Origin of the sequence: Pseudomonas sp. PDM17 (assembly GCF_014851985.1) — a bacterium.
Lineage (GTDB): Bacteria > Pseudomonadota > Gammaproteobacteria > Pseudomonadales > Pseudomonadaceae > Pseudomonas.
The window spans coordinates 1-23,192 of record NZ_JACVAT010000012.1 but is presented as its reverse complement, the minus strand read 5'-3'; the positions used below and the strand labels follow the sequence as shown (position 1 = coordinate 23,192).

The following is a 23,192-nucleotide window of genomic DNA, read 5'->3' as shown; positions in this document are numbered from 1 at the left end:
CGCTACAGGGTTCGAAATTCCCCGGCGACCACGTCTTTTTCACATGTCCTTGACGAGACCTTGATCGCGCGATTCGACAATGGAGGCAATTGACGAGTCCGCCTCCATGAACGAACCCCAACGCGTGTTTTCCTCCATCACTCCTCGAGAGAACGGCGTCGTTGCCGGCGGCGCATTCGGCACAGGTCTTTGCCAACGCGTCCGTCAGTGGCGCCTCAGGCGCCTGCTGCGCCTGGCCCTGCGCATGGCCGAGGAGCCGATCCTGGTGCTGGAGGTCTCGCAATTGCCCGGCGCCGCCTGGCCGGTGCTGCTGGAGCACAGCAACCGCGTCATCGTGGCGACCTGCCCGTCCGGCGACACGCTGGCCGACGCCCACCGGCGACTGCCCGAGGCGATGAAGCGGCGGATCAGGGACCTGCCCGCCCCGCAGGAAAACGCCGAACTGCGCAAGGGTTCGGTCGATTGCCTGTTGCTCCCGGAAATCCCGCACAGCGCCTGCAACCGGCAGAACATCCGGCTGCTGAACCAGTGGATTCCCGTGACCCGCGACAGCGTGATCCTGTTCGCCCGCGTCGACCACTCCAGCCCTGCCCTCGCGGCGGACCAGGCCTGCCCCTGCGGCCCGGATCCGCATCCCGGCGGCCCGGACTTCGCCAGCGCCCGCTCCCTGGAGCGCGAGTTCCAGCGCCTGGGTTTCTCGCAGATACGCCATTACAACGTCGTCCCCGGCGTGGACGGCGTGCGGGTCTACATCCTGCGCAAGTAAGCGCTTTCACCATCCGTCGCTGAACCGGCGCACGCCGGGGCGCCCGCTATACTGCTCTTTTGCCATCATCGATGATTTTCAGGGGGCCTCCCCGATGCAGAACAACACGGTAATGCGCTATTTCCCGTGGCTCGCCCTGGCGCTGCTGGTGGGCAGCCTCGCCGGCTGGCAGATCGGCAATATCATCGGGCTGAACGGTAACCGATGGTTTGCCGAACCCGAATTCACCTTCGAGATTCTGGTGGCGCTCAGCGGCGCGTTCTGTGGCGCCCTGCTGTCCTATGCCAGTGAACGAGGGCTGATGTGGCGAGCGCTTGGCGTGCTGGCAGGCACCTGCTTCATCGTCGCCATCCTGGGTTACTGCCGGCACAGCCTCGGTGTCCCCTCTGCGGACATGGAACTGCTGACGTACGCCCGGCAGTTCGTCCTGCAGACCTTCGGCATCTGGATTTCGCCCTTGTTCGGCGCGGCGCTGGTTTCGCTGCTGCGGGTGATTCTGCGCTGACCCCTGTGCCATGATCGCGGCTTCGCGCCCACCGCCGGAGCTCCCATGCCGCTGACCCTGTTGCTGCGCTGCCACGACCTCGGGCTTACCCGCGAGCATTACCGCGACACGCTCGGTTTCAGCGTGACCGACTCCGCCGAGGGCACGCTCACCGTGCAACTGGAGGACTGCCGACTGCTGTTCACCGCCCAGGACCTGTGGGACCGCGAGGCAGGTTGCTCGGGCACGATCTACCTGCAACTCGCCGACGTCGCACGCAACTTCGCCGCCGTGAAAGACCGGGCGCAGATCGCCTGGCCGCTGCAGGACATGCCCTACGGCTCGCAGGAATTCGGCGTGCGCGACTGCAACGGCTACCACCTGGCCTTCGCCCAGCACGTCAAAGCCTGAGCAGGCCCGGCGGATTACTGCACAGCGTGCAGCTATGTCCTGCATCCGCCCTGTCTGGTTCATTACGGGCACATCCCTAGACTGGTGGGCACCATCACCAGTCAGGGGAACACCATGCCCACCCGCGTATCACTGCAAGCCTTCGGCGGCCCGGAAGTCCTCCAACTCGAACAGTCCAAGGTGCAACAACCCGGTCCCGGCGAAGTCTGGCTGGAACAGGCCGCCATTGGCGTCAACCCGCTGGACCTGAGCCAGCGCTCCGGCGCGGTGAAGGTGCCGCTGCCCTCCACGCTCGGCCTGGAAGGCGCAGGTACCGTGGCCACCCTCGGCGAAGGTGTGACCAACGTGCAGGTCGGCGACCGCGTCGCCTACGCCACCGGGCCGCTGGGCGCCTATGCCAGCGCCCGCCTGTACCCGGCGGAGCGCCTGGTGAAGCTGCCGGACTGCGTCAGCTTCGAGGACGCCGCCGCCGTGCTGTTCAAGGGCATTACCGCGCAATACCTGCTCAAGTCCACCTGGCCGGTCGGCCCCGGCTCCCGCGTCCTGATCTATGGCGCCGCCGGCGCGCTGGGGCAACTGATGGTGCCCTGGGCCAGCCACCTGGGCGCCTTCGTCACCGGTGTGGTGTCGAAGCCGCAGAGCGTCGAACGCGCCCGCGCCGCCGGCTGCAATGAAGTGCTGGTGTTCGATGCCGCGACGCTCGCCGATCAGGTCCGCGAGATCACCGACGGGCACAAGGTCGACGTGGTCTACGACCCCATTGGCCGCGCCACTTTCGAAGCCTCGCTGGACTGCCTGCGCCCGCGCGGCCTGCTGGTGAGCTTCGGCATGGCCTCCGGCGCGCCGCCGGCCGTGGAAGTCGCCACGCTGAACGCCAAGGGCTCGCTGTTCCTCACCCGCCCCTCGCTCGCCGCGCACACCGCCTCTGCCGAGGAATACCAGCAGCGTGCAAACGACGTCCTGCAAGCCGTCGCGGACGGTATCATCCAGCCTCGTGTGTGGCGTCGTTACCCGCTGGCGGAAGTCGCCCGGGCCCACGCCGACCTGCACGAAGGCCGCTCCGAAGGGGCCCTCGTGCTCACGCCATGACCACCACCGCGAGCAGCCGCCCTGGTGGATTCGCCGAATCGGGAGCCCTATGGATCTGTTCGATAGTCGCCAGGCCGACGAACTCGCCACCCTCCTGGCGCTTGCCGAGCACGGCTCCTTTGCCGCCGCCGGCCGCGCCCTGCAACGCCACCCATCGGTGCTGTCCAAACGCCTCGGCGCGCTGGAGCAACGCCTGGGCGTGCGGCTGGTGGAGCGCACCACCCGCCAGCTGCGCTTCACCGACGAAGGCCAGCGCCTGGTGGAACGCCTGCGCCAGGCCGCCAGCCTGATCGCCGAAGCCCAGGACCAGGCCACCCGCAGCGCGGCGCAGGTCCAGGGCCGCCTGAAACTCGCCGTGCCGGCCGCCATGGGCCGGCTGTGGCTGAGCCCGATCCTCTCCCGTTTCGTCCTCAAGCACCCGCAGGTGACACTGGAAGTGGAGTACTCGGAGCGCTTCGTCGACCTCATCGCCGAAGGCTTCGACGCCGCCATCCGCATCGGCGAGCTGGCCGACAGCCGACTGCTGGCCCGCCGGCTCTGCGACCTGCGGCGCATCCTCTGCGCAGCACCCGACTATCTGGAGCGCCACGGCACCCCGCGAGCGCCGGCTGAGCTCGCCGCCCACAACTGCCTGGGCTTCACCGGCCTGCACTCCTGGCCGGACTGGAAGCTGGCCAACGGCAACCGGCAGCAGACCGTCCGCGTCAGCGGCAACCTGCACAGCAACGACAACGAGGCCCTGCTCTCGGCGGCGCGCCTGGGCGTAGGCATCCTCGCTGGCGGCGAATGGCTGATGAAGCACGACCTCGACGCCGGTCGCCTGGTGCGGGTGCTGCCAGACTGGCAACTGGACGCCGCCGCCGGCATCTACTTCGTGCGCCCTTCGGCGCGCTACAGCTCGGCCACCAGCGAAGTGTTCAAGGCATGGATCGAGGCGCAGTTCGCCGACGGTGCGCCATGGGAGATCGGGCCGGACACCCAGCCCTCGCCCCCGCGATAAAGCTTTTCTTTGCCGGGCGCGAAGATTTAATCGGTCGCGGCCCTGCCCGCCCCTGTCGATCATGGTTCCTGCGCCGGACTCGCACCGGTTGCCCCACTCGACAGGAGATTTCCATGCTCAAAGGCAAGACAGCCCTCATCACCGGCGGCAGTTCCGGCATCGGCCTCGCTACGGCCCGCCTGCTCCTCGACAACGGCGCCCGCGTCGCCATCACCGGACGCGACACCGCAAGGCTGGCCGCCGCCCGCAAGGAGCTCGGTGCCGACCTGCTTACCCTGGCCTGCGACGTGCGCTCGCGCGAGCAGTTGCAGGAGATGGCCGGCGAAGTCCGCAATGCCTTCGGCGCCCTGGACATCTTCTTCGCCAACGCCGGCGTCGCCTACGGGACGCCGTTGGCGAGCACCACCGAAGAGCAGTACGACGGCCTGATGGACATCAACCTGAAGGGCCTGTTCTTCTCCGTGCAAGCCGTGGAGCCGATCCTGCGCAACGGCGGCTCGATCATCCTCAATACCTCCTGGCTCAACCAGGTGGGCACGCCCGGCCGCGCCCTGCTGTCGGCATCCAAGGCAGCGGTGCGCTCGCTGGCCCGCACACTGTCGGCGGAACTGCTGGAGCGGCAGATCCGCGTCAACGCGGTCAGCCCCGGCGCCATCGAAACGCCAATCCACCGCAGTCCGGGGCAGACCGAAGAGGACTTCCGCGCATACGCCGAGCGTGTCGGCCGCCAGGCGCCAATCGGACGCATGGGGCGCCCCGAGGAAATCGCCGCCGCGGTGCTGTTCCTCGCCAGCGATGCCTCCAGTTACATGCTCGGCGCGGAAATCCTCGTCGATGGCGGCAGGGCCGAGCTGTGATTCCCGAACGCCTCCACGACGACCTGTCGCAACGGGCGATCCGCCACGGCGCCGCCCAGCCCTGGATCGCCTCTCCGCAGCCCGGCGTGGAGCGGCTGCCGCTCTATCGCGTGGGCGGCGAGCGTGCCCGTGCCACCAGTCTGGTGCGATACGCACCGGGCAGCCGCTTCCCTGGCCACGGCCATCCTGGCGGCGAGGAATTCCTCGTGCTGCAAGGGACCTTCGAGGACGAGCACGGCCGCTACCCGGGCGGCACCTATGTGCGTAACCCGCCCGGCAGCCGGCACTCGCCGGGCTCGACCGAGGGCTGTGTAATCTTCGTCCGCTTGCGGCAATTCCCCGACCATGACCACGAACAGGTCGTCGTGCCGACGCTACCAGGCCATGGCCAGCCGCTGTTCGAAAGTGACGATGAGCGGGTCTGGCTGCAGGTCATCGAACCCGGTGGCCACTGGCGACACGCCAATCCACGTGGGCTGGAAGTACTGGTCCTGCAGGGCTGGATGACGCTCAGCGAGCTGCGGCTGCATCCCCTGAGCTGGATGCGCCTGCCTCCCGGCATGGAGCTGGCCGGCGTGGCGGGCAACCGGGGCGCCTGCCTGTGGGTGAAGGACGCGGCGCCCGACCTAGGCTTCTGACGCCAACGCCCCGGCCTCGCCAAGCACCCAGTCGCGGAATGCCCGTACCTTGGGCAGCTCGCCGCACTCCGGGCGATAGACCACGTAGTAGGCCTGGGTCAACGGGCAATCCAGGCCCTTGTCGGCGAAGGGGCGGATCAGCCGGCCCGCCGCCAGGTCGTCGCGTACCATCACGCTGCGTGCCAGCGCCAGTCCCTGCCCTTCCATCGCCGCCTGCAGCACCGCCGCCGAGTTGTTGATGCGCAGCCCGTGGTTCGCCTTGATCTGCGGGTAGCCCGACGCATCCAGCCACATGCGCCAGGTCGGGTAATCCGGCTCGTTGGCCATCGACAGGTCATGGATCAGCGTGCTGCCCTCCAGCGCCGCGGCAGAGAGCGTTCCGCCCATGAGCTGTGCGAAGTCCGGCGAGCACACCGGGAACATCACCTCGTCCATCAGCCGCACCGCCGTCAGACCGGGCCATTTTCCGCCGCCATAGCGCACGCCGACATCGATTCGCTCGGCCTGGAAGTCCACCGAACGCGCATTGGTGTCCAGCAGCACATCCAGGTCCGGATAGGCCTGCTGGAAGCGCTCGATGCGCGGCAACAGCCACTTGGCGGCAAAAGCCGGGCTGACGGTGATGGTCAGCCCGGCGTGCACACCGGCGTCCTTCAGCCGCGCTAGCCCCACCGTCAACCGTTCGAAGCCTTCGCGAATATCCGGCAGCGCCGCGCGTGCCGCATCGGTCAGCACCAGTCGCGCACTGCCGCTGCTCGCCCGGGCGAACAAGGCAATGCCCAACCACGACTCGAGATTGCGTACCTGCTGGCCGACCGCGGCCGGGGTGACGTTCAGCTCCGCCGCCGCAGCGGAAAAGCTCTGGTGCCGCGCCGCCGCATCGAAGGCGCGCAGTGCATTCAGGTAGGCCGGTGTGGTCATGGATAGTTTTTCTATTCCGCCAGCGAAGAACTTCTGCGTTGTTGCCGCCCCGGCCCGGTTCGACAATGCGCACCAGGCCGGAGCCACTTGAAGCCTGAAAGATAGCAGATACGGCATCCCCAGACAGGCTCCGGCGATCAACAGCAGCTTTCCTCCCTGACACAACGAGGACTCCCACCATGAATAGTTTTTCTAACAAGGTTGCCATCATCACCGGCGGCGGCTCGGGCATCGGCAAGGAAGTCGCGCGGCGACTGGTCGAGGCCGGCGCCAGCGTCGTCATCGGCGGCCGCGACGGCGTCAAGCTCAATACAGCGGCCCGCGAGATCGACCCCAGCGGCCAGCGTGTGCGCACCCTCGCCGGCAGCATCGCCGACCCGGCCACCGCCCAGGCGCTGGTCGACCTGGCGCAACGCGAATTCGGCGGCGTCGACGTCCTCATCAACAACGCCGGCATCTTCACGCCCAAGCCGTTCCTGGAGGTCAGCCCGCAGGAGTACGACGCCTTCCTCGATACCATCCTCAAGGGCAAGTTCTTCATGGCCCAGGCAGCGGCCAAAGCCATGCTCCAGCGCGGCGGCGGCGCCATCGTGCAAACCGGCTCGCTGTGGGCCATCCAGGCCATCGGCGCCACGCCGTCGGCGGCCTACTCCGCCGCCAATGCCGGCGTGCATGCGCTGACCCGTAACCTGGCCATCGAACTGGCCGGCTCGAACATCCGCATCAACACCGTGGCCCCTGCCGTAGTGGAGACCCCTGTCTACGGCAGCTTCATGGACGCCGAGCAGGTCAGGCAGGTGCTGCCGACCTTCAACGCCTTCCACCCGCTGGGCCGCAACGGCCAGCCGGGCGACGTGGCGGCGGCGATCCTGTTCCTCGCCTCCGATGAGGCCTCGTGGATTACCGGCATCGTGCTGCCGGTGGATGGCGGCGTGACCGCCGGACGTCAATGAAAGGAGAACAGAACATGATGAACTGGAACGACTACTTCACCAGCCTGATCGAACGCGTCGGCGAGTTCGCCGGCCTGGCCCCGGCGGCCATGCGCGGCCTGAACACCCTGGGCAACTTGCCAGCCACGCACCTGGAGCCCAAGGTGCATGAGCTGATCGCCCTGTCGGTGGCCATCACCACCCGCTGCGATGGCTGCATCGCCACCCACGTACAGGCGGCGCTCAAGCACGGCGCAACCCGCGAGGAAATCGCCGAAGCACTGGGTGTGGCCATCGCGCTGAACGCCGGCGCCGCTCTGACCTACACGGCACGGGTGTTCGACGCCGTGGCGGCGTTCGACAAATCCTGAACGAGCCGGGGCGCCAGATGGCGCCCCGGTTGCGAATCGACCCGAGCGGAGAGCCCTGATGTCCTCACGCAAGATCGCCATTGTCGGTGGCGGGCTGGCCGGCCTGTACGCGGCCTATCGCCTGCAACGGCTGGGTATCGACTGGGAGCTGTTCGAGGCGCGCCCGCGCCTTGGCGGGCGCATCCTGTCAACGCCGGCTGGCGGCATCGACCTTGGCCCGACCTGGTTCTGGCCGGATTGCCAGCCACGCCTGCAAGATCTCGCAAGCGAGCTGGGGCTGGAAACGTTTGCGCAATATGAAGACGGCGATGCGCTGATCGAGCGCTGGGGTACCCAGGTGCAACGCCGACCGGGCTACACCTCCGGGAACCTCTCGCTGCGCATCGAAGGCGGCACCGGCCGCCTGGTTCAGGCGTTGGCCGAGCGCTTGCCCGCGCAACGGCTTTTCCTGCACAGCGAACTGCAACAGATCGTGCTCGAGAACAGCGGCGCGCGCCTGAGCCTTGCCTGCTCCGGCCCCGTGCGGGAAGGTTTCCGCGCCGTCTGGCTCGCCATTCCGCCGCGCCTGGCGGCCCGCCTGCATTTTACCCCGGCGTTGCCGGCCGACGTGGTGAAGAGGCTCGTCGAAGTACCGACCTGGATGGCCTCCCACGCCAAGTACGTGGCCCGCTATGCGCGGCCGTTCTGGCGTGAGTCGGGGCTCTCCGGCGACGCCTTCAGCGGCACCGGCCCGCTCGCGGAGGTACATGACGCCGGCCACGCGGGTGGCGCCGCGCTGTTCGGCTTCCTTGGACCGAGCGCCGCACAGCGCCGGGCGCTGGATGGCCCGGCGCTCATGGCGGCCTGCCGTGCGCAGCTGGTCCGGCTGTTCGGCGAAGCGGCTGCGCACCCCATCGACGAAAGCCTGCAGGACTGGGCGCAGGAGCCACTGACTGCCACCGAGGACGACCAGATTGCGCCACGCTGGCACGGTCTGCAGGACCTGACCGGCCTGCTGGACAGGCATTCACAGCATCGCCTGCGCCTGATCGGCAGCGAAGCCGGTGGCGAGCAGGCCGGCTACATGGAAGGCGCGCTGCTGGCTGTCGAGCGCGCCGTCCAGGCACTGCCGTCGGATGAACGCCTCAGACCGTGACGACGATCTTGCCCACCTGCTGGTTGGCTTCGAGGAAGCGATGCGCGTCCTGGATCTCGTCCAGCGTGAAGGTCCGCGCGATCACCGGGCTCAGCGCGCCGGACTCCAGTCCCTTGACGATGAACGCTTTGGCGCGCTCCAGCGCCGCCGGGTCGGCAACGATCTCGGCGTAGAGGTAGCCCTTCAGCGTCAGGCTCTTGCCCAGCACGGTGAACAGCGGGAAAGGCGTCGGTTCCGGGCTCAGCGCGCCGTACTCGAGGAGGATGCCGCCCCGCGCCATGGCCTGGGTGAGCACCTCGAAGCCGGGGCCGCCGATCGGGTCGAACACCACGCGCGCGCCCTGCCCTCCGGTCAGCGCCATCACCTGCTCGACGATGTCCTCGTCGTCACTGACGATCACATGACTGGCGCCAGCTTCCAGCAATGCCTGCTTCTTGGCCTGGGTGCGGGTCACGGCAATCGAGGTGGCGCCGACCATGCGGGCGATCTGGAACGCTGCGAGACCGACGCTGCTGGATGCCGCCGTGACCAGCACGAACTCGCCCCGGGCCAGCTTCGCCTGCTCCACCAGCGCGCCCCAGGCAGTGACGTACTGCATCCAGGACGCCGCGGCCTGTTCGAAACTGAGGTTCTGCGGATGCTTCACCACCAGGTGCGCCGGCACGTTGGCCACTTCTCCGTAGGTGCCCCAGCGGGCGATATCCAGCGGCGGGATCAGGCTCACTGCATCGCCCACCGCGACCGCCTTCACGGAGCTGCCCACCGCACTCACCACACCGGCCGCCTCGTAGCCCAGGCGACTGGGGAACTCGGCTTCCTGCAGGTAGGCGTGGTTGCGGAACATCACTTCGGCGCGGTTCAGGCCGATGGCCTTGACCGCGATCTGCACCTCGTCCGCTGCCGGGGCGGGCACGTCCACCGCCTCCAGCTTCAGGACGCTGGCGTCACCGTATTGGTGGATTCTGACAATGCGGGCCATGGAAACCTCTCTTCAGAGCTGGGGCCAGCGTGAAAGCGCAGGCCGGAATGGGAGTGTAGAAAGTCGCGGCAGCAGTGCTCGACCGTTCGCGACAGGGGGAAAATCTAGGCGTTGGCTGGGCTCGGATAAAGGCCTAGGATGGCCAGACACTTGAAACACAGGGTTTGCAATGGACCGTCTCGAACAGATGGCCATCTTCGTCAGGGCAGTGGAGCTGGGCTCCTTCAGCGCGGTGGCCGAAGAGCTGCAGATGTCGTCGCAACTGGTGGGCAAGCAGGTGAAGATGCTCGAGCAGCACCTGGGCCTGTCCCTGCTCAACCGAACCACGCGGCGGCAGAGCCTCACCGACTTCGGCCGGGCCTTCTACCAGCGCGCCAAACTGATCCTGGCGGACATGGAGGCGGCGGAAAGCCTCGCCGCCGTCACCCGTGGCACACCCAGCGGGCGGCTGCGGATCAACGCGCCGGTGACCTTCGGCATGCGCGTCCTGTCGCCACGCCTGCTCGAGTACATGGTGCGTTACCCGCAAGTGGCGGTGGACCTGACGCTCTCCAACGACCTGGTGGACCTGGTCAACGACGGCTACGACGTGGTTTTCCGCATCGGCGAACTGGCCGACAGCCGCCTCAAGGCCGTGCCACTGGCGCCCTACCGGCTCGTGCTGTGCGCCGCGCCGGCGTACCTCGCACGGCGCCCGGCGATCCGCACTCCCGAGGACCTGAGCCAGCACGAATGCCTGGGCTTCGCCTTTTCCGATGGCCGCTCCAGCTGGACCTTCGATGGGCCGGACGGACGCATCGAGGTGCCGATTACAAGCCGTTTGACGATCAATCAGGGTGACCCGCTGCTGGCAGCGGCGGTGGCCGGGCTGGGCGTGGTGCAGCAACCCCAGGAGCTGGTCGGTGACGCGTTGCGCAGTGGCACGCTGGTGCAGCTGCTGCCGCAATACAGCGTGCCGACCTCGCCGATGCACATCCTCTACGCCCCGGACAGGCGCCTCACACCCAAGCTGCGCAGCTTCCTCGACTTCGCCATCGCCGCTTTCGGTCGTAGCGCATGAGCGCTCGTGAGCAGGCCTGGCAGGGCGAGCTCTGGCTGGGCGCGGACTTCTGCCTCGTGGCCGGCACCACAGGCCATGCGCGCCCCCACGCCCACTACGCGCACCAGTTGCTGATGGCCTGCGAAGGTGAAGTGAACGCGCTGATCGACGAGCAGCCGCAGCAGGCTGCGCTGCTGGTGATCGCCTCCAACCAGCGCCACGCGATCCTCGACAGCGACCAGCGCGCCGTCACCCTGTTCGCCGAGCCGCTGGCGTTCGGGCTGGCCGATCTGGAGCAGCTTTGCCGGCAGGCCGGGCCCGACCTGCAGGGGCTCACATCAGGCCTGCGCGAACTGCCGCGCCGACAGCTCGACCCACGCCTGAAGAAAGCCCTGCAACGCATCCGCACGCTGGACGACGGCGCCCTGCCCGCCCAGGCGCTGGCCGAGGCAGCCTCACTCTCGCTGAGCCAGCTGGAACGGCTGTTCAGCGGCACGCTGGGCCTGTCGGTGCGCCGGCTGGTGCTCTGGCAACGGCTGCGCCAGGCACTGCGGCTGGCCATGGCCGGCGACAGCCTGACCACTGCTGCCGTCACCGCGGGCTTCGCCGATTCCGCGCACTTCTCCCGTAGCGTGCGCAGCCAGTTCGGGATTCGCGCCGACCTGACATTGCGCCAGCTGAAGCTGCGCTTGCTCAGCTAAGCCCGACCGCCTGTGCGGATTGGTAGGACCAATTGCCTTTCCCCGGATAGATCGGTGTTTGCGTTTTCCCCTCACCCCAGCCCTCTCCCAAAGGGAGAGGGAGCAGATGGTGCCGGCTGACGCTGTGGTTTCATCCTGCACCGCACAGTCCCCTCTCCCCTTGGGAGAGGGTTAGGGTGAGGGCCGATCCGAGCGCAGGAGTCTCTGGTTGAAGCGGACCTTTTCCGCGAGCCGGGCTATCCACGCCCACCCACTCCCGCACGCCGCAGCTCCGCCGGCAACGGCGCCGACGGATGCGCCAGCGCCACGCGGCGAAACGGCTCGGCCAGCTGATCGAAGTACGCCATTGGGTAGTCAGGGCGGTCGCCGATCCCCAGGTCATCCTCCGCCAGCGCGTAGTCAGGCAGATGCAACGCAGTGCCCAGCAGGCGATCCCAGAAGCTGAAGAACAGCGCGAAATTCACGTCCCCTGCCGTGCCGTATTTCAAGTGGTGCAGGCGATGCAGCGGCGCCCAGGCAAACAGGTGGCGCAGCGCGCCGATGCGCATGGCCACATTGCTGTGCTGCAGCAACAGCTGGATAGCGATGGCGAACGCCAGCAGCGCCGCGACCTCCACGGGAATACCCAGCAACAGCAGCGGCAGCGTGCCGCCGAGGGCTTCCAGCATCTGGTGCAGCGGATGCTTCATCAGCCCGTTGAAGCCATACATGCGCGTGACGCTGTGGTGCACCGCATGCAGGCGCCACAATAGCGGCGAACGGTGGCTGGCGTAGTGCACCAGGGTGATGCCGAGGTCGGCGATCAGCAGCGCCGCCAGCAATTGCAGCACCAGTGGCCAATCCGTTGGCCACAGTTCGAAGTGCGGTAACCACAGGGCCATCAACGGAATCGCCGCAATGCCCAGCGCATTCAACGTCTCGTTGACCAGCGCGTGGATGAGATCGCGGGCGCCGTCGCCGCGACTCTCGTTCCAGCCTGCGCGATAGGGCCAGAATCGCTCGGCGAGAAAGGCCAGCAGGATCGCCAGCGGCAACAGCGCCGGCAGGCACAGCAGCGAGACGCCTTCACCGACCAGGTACAGGGCCAGGCCGATGAAGCCGAAGAAGAATGCAGGGGCATAGAGGTATCGCATGAGGCAGCTCCAGTACGGTGGGAGCCGCCAGTGTTCCCGCCGAGCCACAAGCCGCGCTTGAACAATCCGCGCATTCGGCGCCGACACCGCGCGCGGATTTCCGTGCCCCACGGGCAGCCTCAGCGACTCTTGGAAATCACCGCGACCATGTACTGGTTCAGATCGCGCAGGTCATCGATGTTCCAGGCGTGCGGCGGCAGCTTCACACCGTTCTCGCGCAGGGTCCGGGGGATCAGGCTGCCGTTGGGGCGCAACACCACCGAAGACACGATGACGCCCGGATAGTCACTCAGCCGCTTCTTGAACGCGGGCGTCGTGAGATCGGGCGTGGGCGGGTTGCTCTTGCGGGCCAGCGGCCCGGTCGCTTTGATGTCTGCACCGTGGCAGACCGCGCAGCGCTGGGTGAAGAGGTTCTTGCCGTTGAGGTTGTCCGCGAGGGCTGGCGCTGACTGCGCGAGCGACAGAATCCCGGTCAGACCGATGAATAATGCTTTCACTTTCCTGCTTCCTTGCCGTGCCAATCCATCCTGATTCAATCAACGTCGCCAGGCACAGCCCAGCGCGCTGAGCGCCAGTATCGCAGCCGCACCCGCGTAGGCCCAGAGCGCCGGCACCTGCGGCAGCAGCACGCCGGCCAGGATCGGCCCGAGCCCCGCACCGATATCGCGCCACACCGCGTTGCCCGCCAGCGCCTGGATACGCGCCTGCGGGTTGCGCTGCGCCACCAGCGTGACCACCAGTGGCAGCTGCAACGCGCGCAGCACCAGCACGAAGAAGGCACCGACGAACAGCCAGTAGCTGCCGAACATCAGCAGCGCCAGCGAGGTGGCCAGCGACAGCACGACCAGCATGCGCAGTGCGCCGAAGCGATCGGCCAGGCGCCCGCCGAAGGGGCTGAAGAGCATCTCGCTGAGATACCGCACCGCCATCAGCACACCGGCCACCAGCACGCCGGTGCCGCCCAGGTGAGTCTGCGCGTAGAGCGACAGGCCGAAGATGAACAGGCCGTCGAGGGTCACGCCTTCGATGAAGGACCAGGTGGCGATGCTGTCCGGCAGGCGCAGGCGGCGGCCGCTATTGGAAGGGATGTCGTGCCCCCTGTCGGGCAGCGCGCGGGCACGCCAGAGGCCGCACAGGGCGCTGACGCAGAGGACGAAGAAGATACTGCGCGGGCCCAGCGACTGGGCCATCACCGCGCCCAGCGGGAGGAACAGCATCGGCCCGATGGAGAGGGTCGCCCGCGAGCGCCCGGCGCGGCGTGCAGCGCCCTGTGCTTCAGCGGTGGCGAGGGTCTGGGTACTGAGGTTGAACGTGGCGAAGCACAGGCCCCAGACCAGCCTAAGGACCAGCAGCGCGGCGAAGCCGGACAGGGTCGCGTTGCCCAGCGCACAGGCCGCCGCCGCGAAGGCCGCAAGGCTGCACGCGGCGCGGTCGCCGTAGCGGCCGTAGAAGCGCACCACCCAGCCATAGCCGACGATGCGCACCAGCCGGTTGGCCGCCAGCAGGATGCCCGCCTCCACCAGGGTCACACCGAAATCGGCAGCGTACATCGGCAGCAGCAGGTACAGCAGCACGTCGCTGGGCAGGCACAGGCTGAGTACCTGGGCGGAGTTGCGCGAATCTCGGTCGGCTCGCTGCAGGGCAGGCGCGGAAGCGGACGACATGACAGCCTCGTGACAACGACGGGGGCCGCAGGATAACCCGCGCCCCGCCCCGCAGGACAAGCCTTACGCCGGCGCCGGCAGCTGTGCTATTGCGCGAGCGAGCGCAGGAAGGAGGCGATCACCTGGCTGCTGCGGCGCTCGGCGAGGTAGTACAGGTAGGTCTCGGTACACACCGGGTCGCCACTGATGCGGATGGCCTTCAGCCGCGGGTCGGCGATGTACTCCGCCTCGGACACCACACCAATGCCGATGCCACGGATCGCCGCCTCCCGCAGGGCTTCGCGGCTGCCGATCTCCATGGCGATGCGCGGCGTCACGTCGGCCTTGTCCAGCTCGCGCTCCAGCGCCACGCGGGTAGTCGAGCCCTGCTCGCGGCGCAGCAGCGGCTGGCCCTGCAAGGCTTGCAGGCGCACCTCGTGGTTACGCGCGAACGGGTGGTCGATGTGGGCGAAGAGGATCACCGGATGGCGCGCATACAACTGCGCGACGAACGCCGGATCGTCATGCAGCCCGGCGAGCACACCGACGTCGGTGACATAGTTTTCCAGGTCGGCCAGCACCGAGGCCGAGTTGCCGATGCGGATCGACACGTCGATCTGCGGGTAGTCGCGGCGGTACAGGTCGACCATCTCGATCACATGGAACGGCCCCACCGCGCCGACCTTCAGCTGCCCGCGGTTGAGCTGGCCGGAATCGCGCAGCAGGTTGGTCGCCTCGGATTCGAGCATCGACATCTGCTGGGCGATGGGCAGCAGCGCGCGGCCCACGGCGGTCAGCTCGATGCGCCGACCACGGCGGTGGAACAGCTCCACGTTGAACTCGCGCTCCAGGCCCTGGATCTGCGTGGTCGCGGTCGGCTGGCTGAGGCCGATGGCCCTGGCCCCGGCGCTGAAGCTGGCGTGGCGGGCCACGGCGAGGAAGGTGCGCAGGCGGGCGGTGGACATCCATAGCTCCTATCAATGGATTAGTGCTTTAACCCATATTGATTTGATGGCGTGACTGTCACATGACAGCCCTAGCTTTGGCGCTACCGAACACAACCTCCGGGTAACGCCATGACTTCGCTGACCAGACTGTTCCGCTTCGCCGTGCTGCAGCTCGCCTTCGCCTCCGCCCTGCTGCCGACCGCCCAGGCGCAGGACGCCCTCACCGTCGGCCTGATTCCCTCCGAGGACTCCCAGGCCATGATCAAGAGCAGCCAGCTGGTGCTCGACCAGTTGCAGGAACGCCTGGGGATGCCGGTGAAGCCCTTCGTGGCCACCGACTACAACGGCGTGATCGAAGCGCTGCGCGCCGGCAAGCTCGACGTCGCCTACCTCGGCCCGTTCTCCTACGTGCTGGCGCATCAGGTCGCCGGTGCCGACGCCTTCGCCGTGGCGGTGACCAAGAAGACCGGCACCAGCGCTTACCACAGCCTGATCATCGCCCGTCAGGACAGCGGCATCCGCAGCCTCGACGACCTCAAGGGCCACACCTTCGCCTTCGTCGACCCCAGTTCCGCCTCCGGCCACCTGTTCCCCAAGGCTGGCCTGGAGCAGTCCGGCCATGACCCGAAGGCGCTGTTCTCGCGGGTGATCTTCTCCGGTTCCCACGACGCCAGCATCCTCGCCGTGGCGAACCGCAAGGTGGACGCCGCCGCCGTGGCCGACCGCATCCTCGCCGGCGCCATCAGCTCGGGGCAGGTCAAGCAGGACGACATACAGGTGGTGTGGAAGTCCGACGACATCCCCGAATCGCCCATGGTCTGGCGCAAGAACCTCGACCCGGAACTGCAGAAGAAACTGGTCGCCGCGTTCGCCTCGATCAAGGACGTGCCGTGGGGCGACCAGGGCCAGCTCAATGGCTTCCAGCCCACCAACGACGCCGCCTACAACGTCGTGCGCGACACCGCCAAGGTGCTCGACCTCGACCTGCGGAGCCTGAAATGATCCGCGTCGCCCAACTGACCAAGGGCTACGGCGACAACCCGGTTTTGCGCGGGATCGACCTGCGCATCGAGGCCGGCGAGTTCGTGGTGATCCTCGGCCAGTCCGGCGCCGGCAAGTCCACCCTGCTGCGCTGCATGAACCGCCTGGCCCAGGCCGACGGCGGCGAATTGCAGGTGGCCGGCGTCGACGCCATGCAGGCGCGCGATACCCGAGAGCTGCGGCGGCGGGTGGCGATGATCTTCCAGCACCACAACGTAGTGCCGCGCCTGTCGGTGCTGAAGAACGTGCTCACCGGGCGCCTGGGCTGCGTCGGCACCCTCGCCTCGGTGCTGCAGCTGTTCAGCCGCGACGACGTCGCCCTGGCCCGCGAATGCCTGCGCCGGGTGGAGCTGGAGCACAAGGCGGAAGCGCGCACCGATTCCCTCTCCGGCGGACAGATGCAGCGCGTGGGCATCGCCCGTGCGCTGGCCCAGCGGCCGCAGGTGATCCTCGCCGACGAACCGGTGGCCAGCCTCGACCCGAAGACTGCGCAACTGGTCATGCACTACCTGCGCGAGGCCACCCGCAAGCTAGGCATCACCGTGGTGTGCAACCTGCACCAGGTGGACCTGGCGCGGGAGTTCGGCGACCGCATCGTCGGCCTCGCCAACGGCCGTCTGGTGTTCGACGGCAGCCGCGAACAACTGGATGACGACGCCCTGCGGCGCATCTACCAGCAACGTCCGAGCAGCGAGGCAACTGCCTACCAGACCGCCGCCCGCGCGGTCTACGCCAGCGAAACAGGAGCCGGAGCATGAACCTGCGCAGCCACCACTGGATGGTCGAATCCCCGCACACCAAGCGCGGTTGGCTGACCACCGGCGCCGCCGTGCTGGCGGTGCTCTACCTGCTGCACTGGAGCGCCGAAGGCGCGCAGCTGAGCTGGAGCGAACTGGCCAGCGGCCTGCCGCAGATCGGCGACTTCCTCAGCCGTTCGCTGCCGCCGGACCTGAGCATCCTGCCGAGCCTCTGGGGCCCGGCGCTGGAGACCCTGCAGATCGCCCTCTGGGGCACCCTGCTGGGCATCGTGCTCGCCGTGCCGCTGGGCTTTCTCGCCGCACGCAACCTGCACGGCAACCGCTGGCTGTACCTCGCCACGCGCCAGCTGCTCAACGTCATCCGCAGCATCAACGAACTGATCCTCGCCCTGGTGTTCGTCTCCGCCGTGGGCCTGGGGCCCTTCCCCGGCGTGCTGGCCCTGGCACTGCACGGCGTGGGCATGCTCGGCAAGTTCTTCGCCGAGAGCATCGAGGAGATCGACCAGGGCCCCATCGAGGCGCTGCAGGCCACCGGTGCGCGGCCGTTGCAGGTGATCGTCTTCGGCGTGCTGCCGCAGGTGATCACCGCGTGGATCGCGGTGGTGCTCTACCGCTTCGAGGTCAACCTGCGCTCGGCCACCGTGCTCGGCATGGTCGGCGCCGGCGGCCTGGGCTTCGAGTTGGTCAGCAGCCTGAAGCTGTTCAAATACCAGGAGACCGCCACCTGCATCGTCGTCATCACCGTCATGGTGGTGCTTGCCGACCTGCTCTCGAACCGCCTGCGCCACGCCATCCAGGGTAAAGGGCGGCACTGACCGCCCGGCACCTGCCTCTCCCTTCCGCCCCAACCCCCTGCCGCGTGCGCCTGCTATTTCAGCCTGGAGGGCGCGCGCCGGGCAGGCGCACGCCCGGAGTTTGCACAAATGCCCGCACCCGCCGTTATCGGTCTGGCCGATGCCCACCTGCGATCAATCGATTGGAACGAAACCGAAGAGGCCCCGAGCATGGCCGCACGTTCAAACAACAACAAGGAACTGCCCATGCCTGCCCGATTCCATAATCCGGTCGCCACCGTTTTCGGCGGCGGCAGCCTGGACCACATCGCCGAGTTGTGCGAAGGCAAGGTCGCCCTGGTGACCTTCCCCGAAGCTGCGCAGCTGGGGCTGATCGACCGTGTTCGCAACCTGCTCGGCGACCGCCTCGCCTACGTCATCGACAACGTGCAGCCCAACCCCGACGTCGCCTGGCTGCGCGATGTGCACGAGCGCTTCTGGCGTGAAGCAGCCGACTGCAGCACCGTCTTCGCCCTCGGCGGCGGCAGCGCCATCGACACCGCCAAGGCTCTGATCGTCGGCACCGCATCCGGGCACTTCGACGAACTGCTCGATCTGCTGGCCGCCGGCAAGCCCTTCACTCCGGCGCGCAGCAAGACACTGATCGCCGCGCCGACCACCGCCGGCACCGGCAGCGAAGTCACGCCCTGGGCGACCATCTGGGACGCGCAGCAGCAGAAGAAGTATTCCCTGCACCTGGACTGCACCTGGCCCAAGGTCGCGCTGATCGACCCGGACCTGATGCTCAGCGTGCCCGCCGGGGTGACGGTTTCCACCGGGCTGGACGCGCTGTCCCACGCGCTGGAATCGATCTGGAACCACAACGCCAACCCCATCTCCGACACCTTCGCCCTCTCCGCCATCGAGGACATCCTCGACTGCCTGCCACGCCTGCAACAGGACCTTTCCAACCGCGAACTGCGCTCGCGCATGGCCCTGGCCGCGCTGAAGGCCGGCATGGCCTTCTCCAACACCAAGACCGCGCTCGCCCACTCCATCTCCTATGAGATGACCCTGCGCCACGGCCTGCCCCACGGCATCGCCTGCTCCTTCACCTTGCCGCTGGTGCTGGGCCTGGCCTGGGGCCGCGACGCCGACCGCGACCGCACCCTGCAGCGGGTGTTCGGCCACGACCTTGCCGGCGCGCAGAAGCGCCTGCGTGAATTCCTCCATCGCCTCGGGGTCAAGACCGAGTTCGGCGACTACGGCGTGACTGCCGCCGAAGCCGAAGCGATGATCGACTTTGCCATGCAGGGTGCCCGCGGCCGCAACTTCATCGGCTCCCAGGCCGCCTGACGCCGCTCCTCACCGGGCGGCCCTGGCGGCCGCCTTTTCCTGTTGCACCGAATAAGAGTGCCGACACGCCGAGCTTCCAGCCGGCGCGAGCGAACAAGAAGGAAAACACCATGAACCGTGCACAAACCCTGTCTGGGCCAGTCTCCGCCGTCACCCCGTTTCGCCTCGCCCAGTGGCGCATGCTGCTGGCCGCGATGTTCTGCTACCTGTTCTTCTACACCGGCCGCCAGACCTTCGGCTTCGCCATCCCCGGCATCCAGGCCGAGTTCGGCCTGAGCAAGGAAACCCTCGGCTGGGCCTCCAGCGCCATGCTGTGGATGTACGCCATCGGCCAGGCCATCAACGGCAATCTCGCCGACAAGTTCGGCGGCCGGCGCATCATGAGCCTCGGCGCAGCGCTGTCCTGCGGGGCCAACTGGGTCACCAGCTTCGCCGGCGGCTTCGTCAGCCTGGTGCTGCCTTGGGGCATCAACGGCTACTTCCAGGCCTTGGGCTGGGCGCCGGGCAGCCGCCTCCTGTCGAACTGGTGGAGCGCCGCTGAGCGCGGCAAGGTCTACGGCTTCTATGTGTTCGCCGCCGGCTGCGCGTCGGTGCTGTCCTACGTCACCTCGGTGATAGTGATCGACGTGATGCACCTGGAGTGGCGCTGGATCTTCCGCCTGCCGGTGCTGCTGATGCTCGCTGGCGGCATCGTGTTCTACCTGGTGGCCCGCGAACGCCCACAGGACATGGGCTTCGAACCGCTGGCCGACACCGGCGTGGCCAACGCCGAGGACCGCGCCAGCGAAGCCGCCCACGGCGAGGAAGAGACCTCGACGCAACGCTACCTCGCCGTGCTGAAGAACCCGCGCCTGCTGGTGGCGGCGCTGTCGCTGGGCTTCCAGAACGCCGCGCGCTACGGGCTGATCGTCTGGGTGCCGGTGCACTTCCTCGGCGCCGACTGGCAGAAGGGCCAGAGCTTCATCGACCCGAAATGGATCACCATCGCCCTGCCCGTCGGCATGGCCGTGGGCGCGCTGAGCAACGGCTGGGTATCCGACCGCCTGTTCGGCAGCAAGCGCTACCGCGCGATCATGCTCTACATGGTGCTGGGCGCCCTCACCAGCCTGTGGATGTGGAGCCTGCCGGCACACAGCGGCGTCGGCCTGCTCGCGCTGTTCCTCTGCGGCTTCTTCGTCTACGGCCCGGCGTCGAGCTTCTGGGCGCTCTGCCCGGACCTGGTCGGCGCGCGCCGCGCCGGTACCGCCACCGGGATCATGAACTTCTCCTCCTACCTCTTTGCGGGTCTGGCCGAACCCCTGATCGGTCGCATGCTGGACACGACCGGCAATACTTCACTGATCTTCATCGTGGTCACCACGGCCTGCGTGTGCAGTGCGGTGGTCGCCCTGTTCGTCCGGCGCTGAGGGCACGGCCATGTGGCAAGCCCCGATGCCAGACGCCCCCGATAAAAAGAGAAGCCATGTACCAGTACCACAAGTGGTTGCGCTCCTTTCATGCCGTGGCCCGCACCGGCAGCTTCACCCAGGCCGCGGCGCTGCTGAGCGTCGGCCAGCCGACCATCAGCGAGCAGGTCAGCGGGCTGGAGAAGCGCTTTTCCGTGGAGCTGTTCCACCGCCGCGGCCGCTTCATCGAGCTGAGCCCGGCCGGACAGCAACTCTACGCGATCACCCAGGGCCTGTTCGGCCAGGAGGACGAAGCCTTGCAACTGCTGCAGAGCTTCCAACAGCGCAAGCAGGGCATGCTGCGCCTCGGCGCGGTGTCGCCGCCGATCGCCATGAGCCTGACCTACTCGCTGATGCAGCGTTACCCGGACATCGAACTGGAGACTTCCTTCACCAGCGAGGCCGGCACCCTGGAGCGGCTGTACAACTTCGACATCGACGTGGCGATCCTCGCCCTCTCCGAGTTCGACCAGCGCCTGAGTACCCAGCTGTACCGCACCTGCCCGATCCTCGCCGTGGTACGCGACGACCACCCCTGGGCACGGCAGGAATCGGTCAGCGTGCAGGAGATCGCCAAGGAGCGTGTGGTACTGCGCGAGCCGGCCTCGCGTACCCGCCAGCTGGTGGAGGAAGGCTGTCGCCAGCACGGCGTGGAACTGGACTGCGCGATGCAGCTGAACAGCCGCGAGGCCATCGTGCATGCGGTGGTACACGGCATCGGCGTGGGCTTCGTCTCGGCGGTGGAGTACGCCGACCGGCCGGGCACGCGCTCCATCGCCTTCGCCGAGGACCCGTTCCACATCAGCTACTACCTGTGCTGCCTGGGCATCCGCCGCAAGCGACCGATCATCGCCGAGCTGTTCGACTCCACGGCCTGACCTTCAACCCGGACCAACCCTGAAACCGCGAGCCTGCCACCACGCCGGGCGGGCTGCGCTCACCTTCGACTTCACAAGTAATCCCCTCACAGGAGCATCACCATGCACTACCAGCAACCCAAGCAACTGCAAGCCGTCATCCTCGACTGGGCCGGCACCGTGGTCGACTTCGGCTCCTTTGCACCGACGCAGATCTTCGTCGAGGCCTTCGCCGAGTTCGGCGTCCAGGTCAGCCTGGAAGAGGCCCGCGGCCCGATGGGCATGGGCAAGTGGGACCACATCCGCACCCTGTGCGACATTCCGGCCATCGCCGAACGTTACAAGGCCAAGTTCGGCCGCGTACCGAGCGACGATGACGTCACCGCCATCTACGAGCGCTTTATGCCGCTGCAGATCGAGAAGATCGCCGAGCACTCGGCGCTGATTCCCGGCGCTCTGGACGCCATCGCCGCACTGCGCAAGCAAGGGCTGAAGATCGGCTCCTGCTCCGGCTACCCGGCGGTGGTGATGGAGAAGGTCGTTGCCCTGGCGAAGACCAACGGCTACGTCGCCGACCACGTGGTCGCTACCGATGAAGTGCCCAACGGCCGCCCGCACCCGGCACAGGCGCTGGCCAACGTGATTGCCCTGGGCATCAACGACGTGGCGGCCTGCGTGAAGGTCGATGACACCTGGCCGGGCATCCTCGAAGGCCGCAGTGCCGGCATGTGGACCGTGGCGCTGACTTGCTCGGGCAACGCCCTGGGGCTGACCTATGAGCAGTACAAGGCGCTGCCGGCGGAGAAGCTGGAGCAGGAACGTCGCCGCATCGGCCAGATGTTCGAAGGCTCGCGCCCGCACTACCTGATCGACACCATCGCCGAACTGCCAGCGGTGCTTGCCGACATCGATGCACGCCTGGCGCGGGGTGATATGCCGCAGGCCTGCTGAGCACTCGCCAGTTGATCCCATCCGGCAATTGACTGCCCGGCGAACACCGGCCCGCTGATTAATCGCCGGCTGAACTCGACGTAGGATGGCGTGGAGCGCAGCGATACCCATCACACCCACACGCCATCAGCATGGGTATCGCTGCGCTCCACCCATCCCACAAGTGCTTTCAAGGGAGCTACGGCGTGGGGGTGAGGGGCCGTTGCCGTTGCTCTAGTGCCCCGAATACGGCGGATATTTGTCCCCCGGCACGCGCCGCTGGCGCTGCGGGTCCGGGCCGTCGTGGGGAACGTGGGGCGGATGCGGCGGGTCGATCTGCGGGTCGGCGAGGTCCGGCGAATCCGGGTCGAAACCCAGCTCCGGATCAATATGCCGCGAACCACCCAGGGGCACCTGGCGCTGCGGGTAGCCGGGCAGCCCGCGCTTGTCCCCGGGGCTGGACCTGTCCGGCCAGCGTTCAGGGGCAACGCCCGGGCGCTCTGTGATTTCACCGTGGCCTTTCATGTTCACCTCCAGCGGTTCGGGTAATGGCATGACGGTGGACGCGGGACTGCGCCGAAGGTTTCAGCCGATTGTCCGACGGTACCGCCGGTGGATTCGCCCAGGCGAAAACCCCGATCTAGACCATGGTCGCAAAGACCCGACCGCCCATCTGTGACACCTTCGCGCGCTTTTTTAGCGCCCCCGGAGTCACCGCATGCCCTCGCCCCTCTCCTCCAGCCCGCTCGCCCGCCTGAGCGCCCTCGCCCTGCTCGGTGGCATCGCCGCCCCGGCCAGCGCCGACTTCCTGGAGGACAGCAGCGCGCGCCTGGAGTCGCGCACCTTCTACTTCAACCGCGACTTCCGCGACGGCAGCTCGTCCAACCCGCAGGGTGCCTCCAAGCGCGAGGAAACCGCGCAGGGCTTCATTCTCAACCTGCAGTCGGGCTACACCGAAGGCACCGTCGGCTTCGGTGTCGATGCCC

27 protein-coding genes are annotated in these 23,192 nt (G+C 67.6%); 20 read left to right on the top strand and 7 right to left on the bottom strand.

Features of this window, described 5'->3' with window-relative positions; all coding sequences use genetic code 11:
• Positions 1-106: 106 nt before the first annotated feature.
• From IB256_RS29445 to IB256_RS29415, 7 genes are all read left to right on the top strand, one after another.
• Positions 107-766, top strand: coding sequence for a hypothetical protein (locus IB256_RS29445; protein WP_192294894.1), 660 nt, complete (start codon positions 107-109; stop codon positions 764-766).
• A 94-nt stretch (positions 767-860) separates the two neighbouring features.
• Positions 861-1,271 carry a hypothetical protein gene (locus tag IB256_RS29440; protein WP_192404906.1) on the top strand — a complete coding sequence of 137 codons (411 nt, stop codon included), beginning with the start codon at positions 861-863 and terminating at the stop codon, positions 1,269-1,271.
• 45 nt (positions 1,272-1,316) lie between these two features.
• Positions 1,317-1,661, top strand: a complete 345-nt coding sequence (locus tag IB256_RS29435; RefSeq protein ID WP_192404905.1) for a bleomycin resistance family protein — start codon at positions 1,317-1,319, stop codon at positions 1,659-1,661.
• A gap of 114 nt (positions 1,662-1,775) precedes the next feature.
• Positions 1,776-2,750, top strand: a complete 975-nt coding sequence (locus tag IB256_RS29430) for a quinone oxidoreductase family protein (protein ID WP_192404904.1) — start codon at positions 1,776-1,778, stop codon at positions 2,748-2,750.
• A gap of 49 nt (positions 2,751-2,799) precedes the next feature.
• The gene (locus tag IB256_RS29425) at positions 2,800-3,750 is read left to right on the top strand and encodes a LysR family transcriptional regulator (RefSeq protein WP_192404903.1); all 951 of its coding nucleotides are present in this window, start codon (positions 2,800-2,802) and stop codon (positions 3,748-3,750) included.
• 113 nt (positions 3,751-3,863) lie between these two features.
• Positions 3,864-4,607 carry an SDR family oxidoreductase gene (locus tag IB256_RS29420; protein ID WP_192404902.1) on the top strand — a complete coding sequence of 248 codons (744 nt, stop codon included), beginning with the start codon at positions 3,864-3,866 and terminating at the stop codon, positions 4,605-4,607.
• On the top strand, positions 4,604-5,245 hold the full coding sequence (locus tag IB256_RS29415; RefSeq protein WP_151187613.1) for a cupin domain-containing protein: 642 nt from the start codon (positions 4,604-4,606) through the stop codon (positions 5,243-5,245). The genes IB256_RS29420 and IB256_RS29415 overlap by 4 nt, the downstream gene beginning before the upstream one ends.
• On the opposite strand, the gene gcvA is transcribed toward IB256_RS29415, so the two are convergent.
• A complete protein-coding gene (gcvA, locus tag IB256_RS29410) occupies positions 5,234-6,166 on the bottom strand; it encodes a transcriptional regulator GcvA (protein WP_192404901.1) in 933 nt (310 codons plus the stop codon). The two genes, IB256_RS29415 and gcvA, sit on opposite strands and share 12 nt — an antisense overlap.
• A 179-nt stretch (positions 6,167-6,345) precedes the next feature.
• Between gcvA and IB256_RS29405 the strand changes: the two genes are divergently transcribed.
• From IB256_RS29405 to IB256_RS29395, 3 genes are read left to right on the top strand one after another with little or no spacing between them, the layout of a single operon-like run.
• Positions 6,346-7,119: an SDR family NAD(P)-dependent oxidoreductase gene (locus IB256_RS29405; RefSeq protein WP_192404900.1), complete on the top strand. Its 774-nt coding sequence runs from the start codon at positions 6,346-6,348 to the stop codon at positions 7,117-7,119.
• A 14-nt stretch (positions 7,120-7,133) separates the two neighbouring features.
• Positions 7,134-7,469, top strand: a complete 336-nt coding sequence (locus tag IB256_RS29400) for a carboxymuconolactone decarboxylase family protein (RefSeq protein ID WP_192404899.1) — start codon at positions 7,134-7,136, stop codon at positions 7,467-7,469.
• A gap of 58 nt (positions 7,470-7,527) precedes the next feature.
• On the top strand, positions 7,528-8,604 hold the full coding sequence (locus IB256_RS29395) for a flavin monoamine oxidase family protein (RefSeq protein WP_151187616.1): 1,077 nt from the start codon (positions 7,528-7,530) through the stop codon (positions 8,602-8,604).
• On the opposite strand, the gene IB256_RS29390 is transcribed toward IB256_RS29395, so the two are convergent.
• The gene (locus IB256_RS29390; RefSeq protein ID WP_192404898.1) at positions 8,594-9,583 is read right to left on the bottom strand and encodes a zinc-dependent alcohol dehydrogenase family protein; all 990 of its coding nucleotides are present in this window, start codon (positions 9,581-9,583) and stop codon (positions 8,594-8,596) included. The two genes, IB256_RS29395 and IB256_RS29390, sit on opposite strands and share 11 nt — an antisense overlap.
• A 169-nt stretch (positions 9,584-9,752) precedes the next feature.
• Here IB256_RS29390 and IB256_RS29385 point away from each other — a divergent pair, with 169 nt between their 5' ends.
• Positions 9,753-10,643 carry a LysR family transcriptional regulator gene (locus IB256_RS29385; protein ID WP_192404897.1) on the top strand — a complete coding sequence of 297 codons (891 nt, stop codon included), beginning with the start codon at positions 9,753-9,755 and terminating at the stop codon, positions 10,641-10,643.
• Complete coding sequence (locus IB256_RS29380) at positions 10,640-11,323, top strand: helix-turn-helix transcriptional regulator (protein WP_192404896.1); 684 nt, start codon at positions 10,640-10,642, stop codon at positions 11,321-11,323. The genes IB256_RS29385 and IB256_RS29380 overlap by 4 nt, the downstream gene beginning before the upstream one ends.
• Positions 11,324-11,559: 236 nt before the next feature.
• Here IB256_RS29380 and IB256_RS29375 read toward each other — a convergent pair whose 3' ends face one another.
• The 4 genes from IB256_RS29375 to IB256_RS29360 form a co-directional block, all read right to left on the bottom strand.
• Positions 11,560-12,456: a sterol desaturase family protein gene (locus IB256_RS29375; RefSeq protein ID WP_192404895.1), complete on the bottom strand. Its 897-nt coding sequence runs from the start codon at positions 12,454-12,456 to the stop codon at positions 11,560-11,562.
• 119 nt (positions 12,457-12,575) lie between these two features.
• On the bottom strand, positions 12,576-12,953 hold the full coding sequence (locus tag IB256_RS29370; RefSeq protein ID WP_192404894.1) for a c-type cytochrome: 378 nt from the start codon (positions 12,951-12,953) through the stop codon (positions 12,576-12,578).
• Between the two features lie 39 nt (positions 12,954-12,992).
• A complete protein-coding gene (locus IB256_RS29365) occupies positions 12,993-14,120 on the bottom strand; it encodes an MFS transporter (protein WP_192294909.1) in 1,128 nt (375 codons plus the stop codon).
• Positions 14,121-14,206: 86 nt separating this feature from the next.
• Positions 14,207-15,064 carry a LysR substrate-binding domain-containing protein gene (locus IB256_RS29360; RefSeq protein WP_192294910.1) on the bottom strand — a complete coding sequence of 286 codons (858 nt, stop codon included), beginning with the start codon at positions 15,062-15,064 and terminating at the stop codon, positions 14,207-14,209.
• A 111-nt stretch (positions 15,065-15,175) separates the two neighbouring features.
• Here IB256_RS29360 and phnD point away from each other — a divergent pair, with 111 nt between their 5' ends.
• From phnD to phnX, 7 genes are all read left to right on the top strand, one after another.
• Entirely contained in the window at positions 15,176-16,048 is an 873-nt protein-coding gene (gene phnD, locus IB256_RS29355) for a phosphonate ABC transporter substrate-binding protein (protein WP_192404893.1), read from the top strand.
• Complete coding sequence (gene phnC, locus IB256_RS29350; RefSeq protein ID WP_192404892.1) at positions 16,045-16,845, top strand: phosphonate ABC transporter ATP-binding protein; 801 nt, start codon at positions 16,045-16,047, stop codon at positions 16,843-16,845. Before phnD ends, phnC begins: the two co-directional genes overlap by 4 nt.
• Positions 16,842-17,660, top strand: coding sequence for a phosphonate ABC transporter, permease protein PhnE (gene phnE, locus IB256_RS29345; protein ID WP_192404891.1), 819 nt, complete (start codon positions 16,842-16,844; stop codon positions 17,658-17,660). The genes phnC and phnE overlap by 4 nt, the downstream gene beginning before the upstream one ends.
• A gap of 225 nt (positions 17,661-17,885) precedes the next feature.
• Positions 17,886-18,974: an iron-containing alcohol dehydrogenase PsrA gene (psrA, locus tag IB256_RS29340; protein WP_192295080.1), complete on the top strand. Its 1,089-nt coding sequence runs from the start codon at positions 17,886-17,888 to the stop codon at positions 18,972-18,974.
• Between the two features lie 110 nt (positions 18,975-19,084).
• Positions 19,085-20,380, top strand: a complete 1,296-nt coding sequence (locus tag IB256_RS29335; protein WP_081518509.1) for an MFS transporter — start codon at positions 19,085-19,087, stop codon at positions 20,378-20,380.
• Positions 20,381-20,436: 56 nt separating this feature from the next.
• Complete coding sequence (locus IB256_RS29330; protein WP_151187626.1) at positions 20,437-21,297, top strand: LysR substrate-binding domain-containing protein; 861 nt, start codon at positions 20,437-20,439, stop codon at positions 21,295-21,297.
• Between the two features lie 102 nt (positions 21,298-21,399).
• The gene (phnX, locus tag IB256_RS29325; protein ID WP_192404890.1) at positions 21,400-22,227 is read left to right on the top strand and encodes a phosphonoacetaldehyde hydrolase; all 828 of its coding nucleotides are present in this window, start codon (positions 21,400-21,402) and stop codon (positions 22,225-22,227) included.
• Positions 22,228-22,440: 213 nt separating this feature from the next.
• On the opposite strand, the gene IB256_RS29320 is transcribed toward phnX, so the two are convergent.
• Entirely contained in the window at positions 22,441-22,731 is a 291-nt protein-coding gene (locus IB256_RS29320) for a DUF6021 family protein (RefSeq protein ID WP_192294915.1), read from the bottom strand.
• A 193-nt stretch (positions 22,732-22,924) separates the two neighbouring features.
• Between IB256_RS29320 and IB256_RS29315 the strand changes: the two genes are divergently transcribed.
• Positions 22,925-23,192: OprD family outer membrane porin (locus tag IB256_RS29315; protein ID WP_192404889.1), on the top strand; the 268-nt coding region annotated here is incomplete at its 3' end.

Coding starts and splice junctions, on each gene's coding strand:
- IB256_RS29445 (WP_192294894.1), top strand. CDS start 107: ATGAACGAACCCCAACGCGTGTTTTCCTCCATCACTCCTCGAGAGAAC.
- IB256_RS29380 (WP_192404896.1), top strand. CDS start 10,640: ATGAGCGCTCGTGAGCAGGCCTGGCAGGGCGAGCTCTGGCTGGGCGCG.
- IB256_RS29395 (WP_151187616.1), top strand. CDS start 7,528: ATGTCCTCACGCAAGATCGCCATTGTCGGTGGCGGGCTGGCCGGCCTG.
- IB256_RS29320 (WP_192294915.1), bottom strand. CDS start 22,731: ATGAAAGGCCACGGTGAAATCACAGAGCGCCCGGGCGTTGCCCCTGAA.
- phnE (WP_192404891.1), top strand. CDS start 16,842: ATGAACCTGCGCAGCCACCACTGGATGGTCGAATCCCCGCACACCAAG.
- IB256_RS29365 (WP_192294909.1), bottom strand. CDS start 14,120: ATGTCGTCCGCTTCCGCGCCTGCCCTGCAGCGAGCCGACCGAGATTCG.
- IB256_RS29430 (WP_192404904.1), top strand. CDS start 1,776: ATGCCCACCCGCGTATCACTGCAAGCCTTCGGCGGCCCGGAAGTCCTC.
- IB256_RS29405 (WP_192404900.1), top strand. CDS start 6,346: ATGAATAGTTTTTCTAACAAGGTTGCCATCATCACCGGCGGCGGCTCG.
- phnX (WP_192404890.1), top strand. CDS start 21,400: ATGCACTACCAGCAACCCAAGCAACTGCAAGCCGTCATCCTCGACTGG.
- IB256_RS29375 (WP_192404895.1), bottom strand. CDS start 12,456: ATGCGATACCTCTATGCCCCTGCATTCTTCTTCGGCTTCATCGGCCTG.
- psrA (WP_192295080.1), top strand. CDS start 17,886: ATGCCTGCCCGATTCCATAATCCGGTCGCCACCGTTTTCGGCGGCGGC.
- IB256_RS29390 (WP_192404898.1), bottom strand. CDS start 9,583: ATGGCCCGCATTGTCAGAATCCACCAATACGGTGACGCCAGCGTCCTG.
- IB256_RS29400 (WP_192404899.1), top strand. CDS start 7,134: ATGATGAACTGGAACGACTACTTCACCAGCCTGATCGAACGCGTCGGC.
- gcvA (WP_192404901.1), bottom strand. CDS start 6,166: ATGACCACACCGGCCTACCTGAATGCACTGCGCGCCTTCGATGCGGCG.
- IB256_RS29435 (WP_192404905.1), top strand. CDS start 1,317: ATGCCGCTGACCCTGTTGCTGCGCTGCCACGACCTCGGGCTTACCCGC.
- IB256_RS29385 (WP_192404897.1), top strand. CDS start 9,753: ATGGACCGTCTCGAACAGATGGCCATCTTCGTCAGGGCAGTGGAGCTG.
- IB256_RS29425 (WP_192404903.1), top strand. CDS start 2,800: ATGGATCTGTTCGATAGTCGCCAGGCCGACGAACTCGCCACCCTCCTG.
- IB256_RS29360 (WP_192294910.1), bottom strand. CDS start 15,064: ATGTCCACCGCCCGCCTGCGCACCTTCCTCGCCGTGGCCCGCCACGCC.
- phnC (WP_192404892.1), top strand. CDS start 16,045: ATGATCCGCGTCGCCCAACTGACCAAGGGCTACGGCGACAACCCGGTT.
- phnD (WP_192404893.1), top strand. CDS start 15,176: ATGACTTCGCTGACCAGACTGTTCCGCTTCGCCGTGCTGCAGCTCGCC.
- IB256_RS29420 (WP_192404902.1), top strand. CDS start 3,864: ATGCTCAAAGGCAAGACAGCCCTCATCACCGGCGGCAGTTCCGGCATC.
- IB256_RS29440 (WP_192404906.1), top strand. CDS start 861: ATGCAGAACAACACGGTAATGCGCTATTTCCCGTGGCTCGCCCTGGCG.
- IB256_RS29335 (WP_081518509.1), top strand. CDS start 19,085: ATGAACCGTGCACAAACCCTGTCTGGGCCAGTCTCCGCCGTCACCCCG.
- IB256_RS29330 (WP_151187626.1), top strand. CDS start 20,437: ATGTACCAGTACCACAAGTGGTTGCGCTCCTTTCATGCCGTGGCCCGC.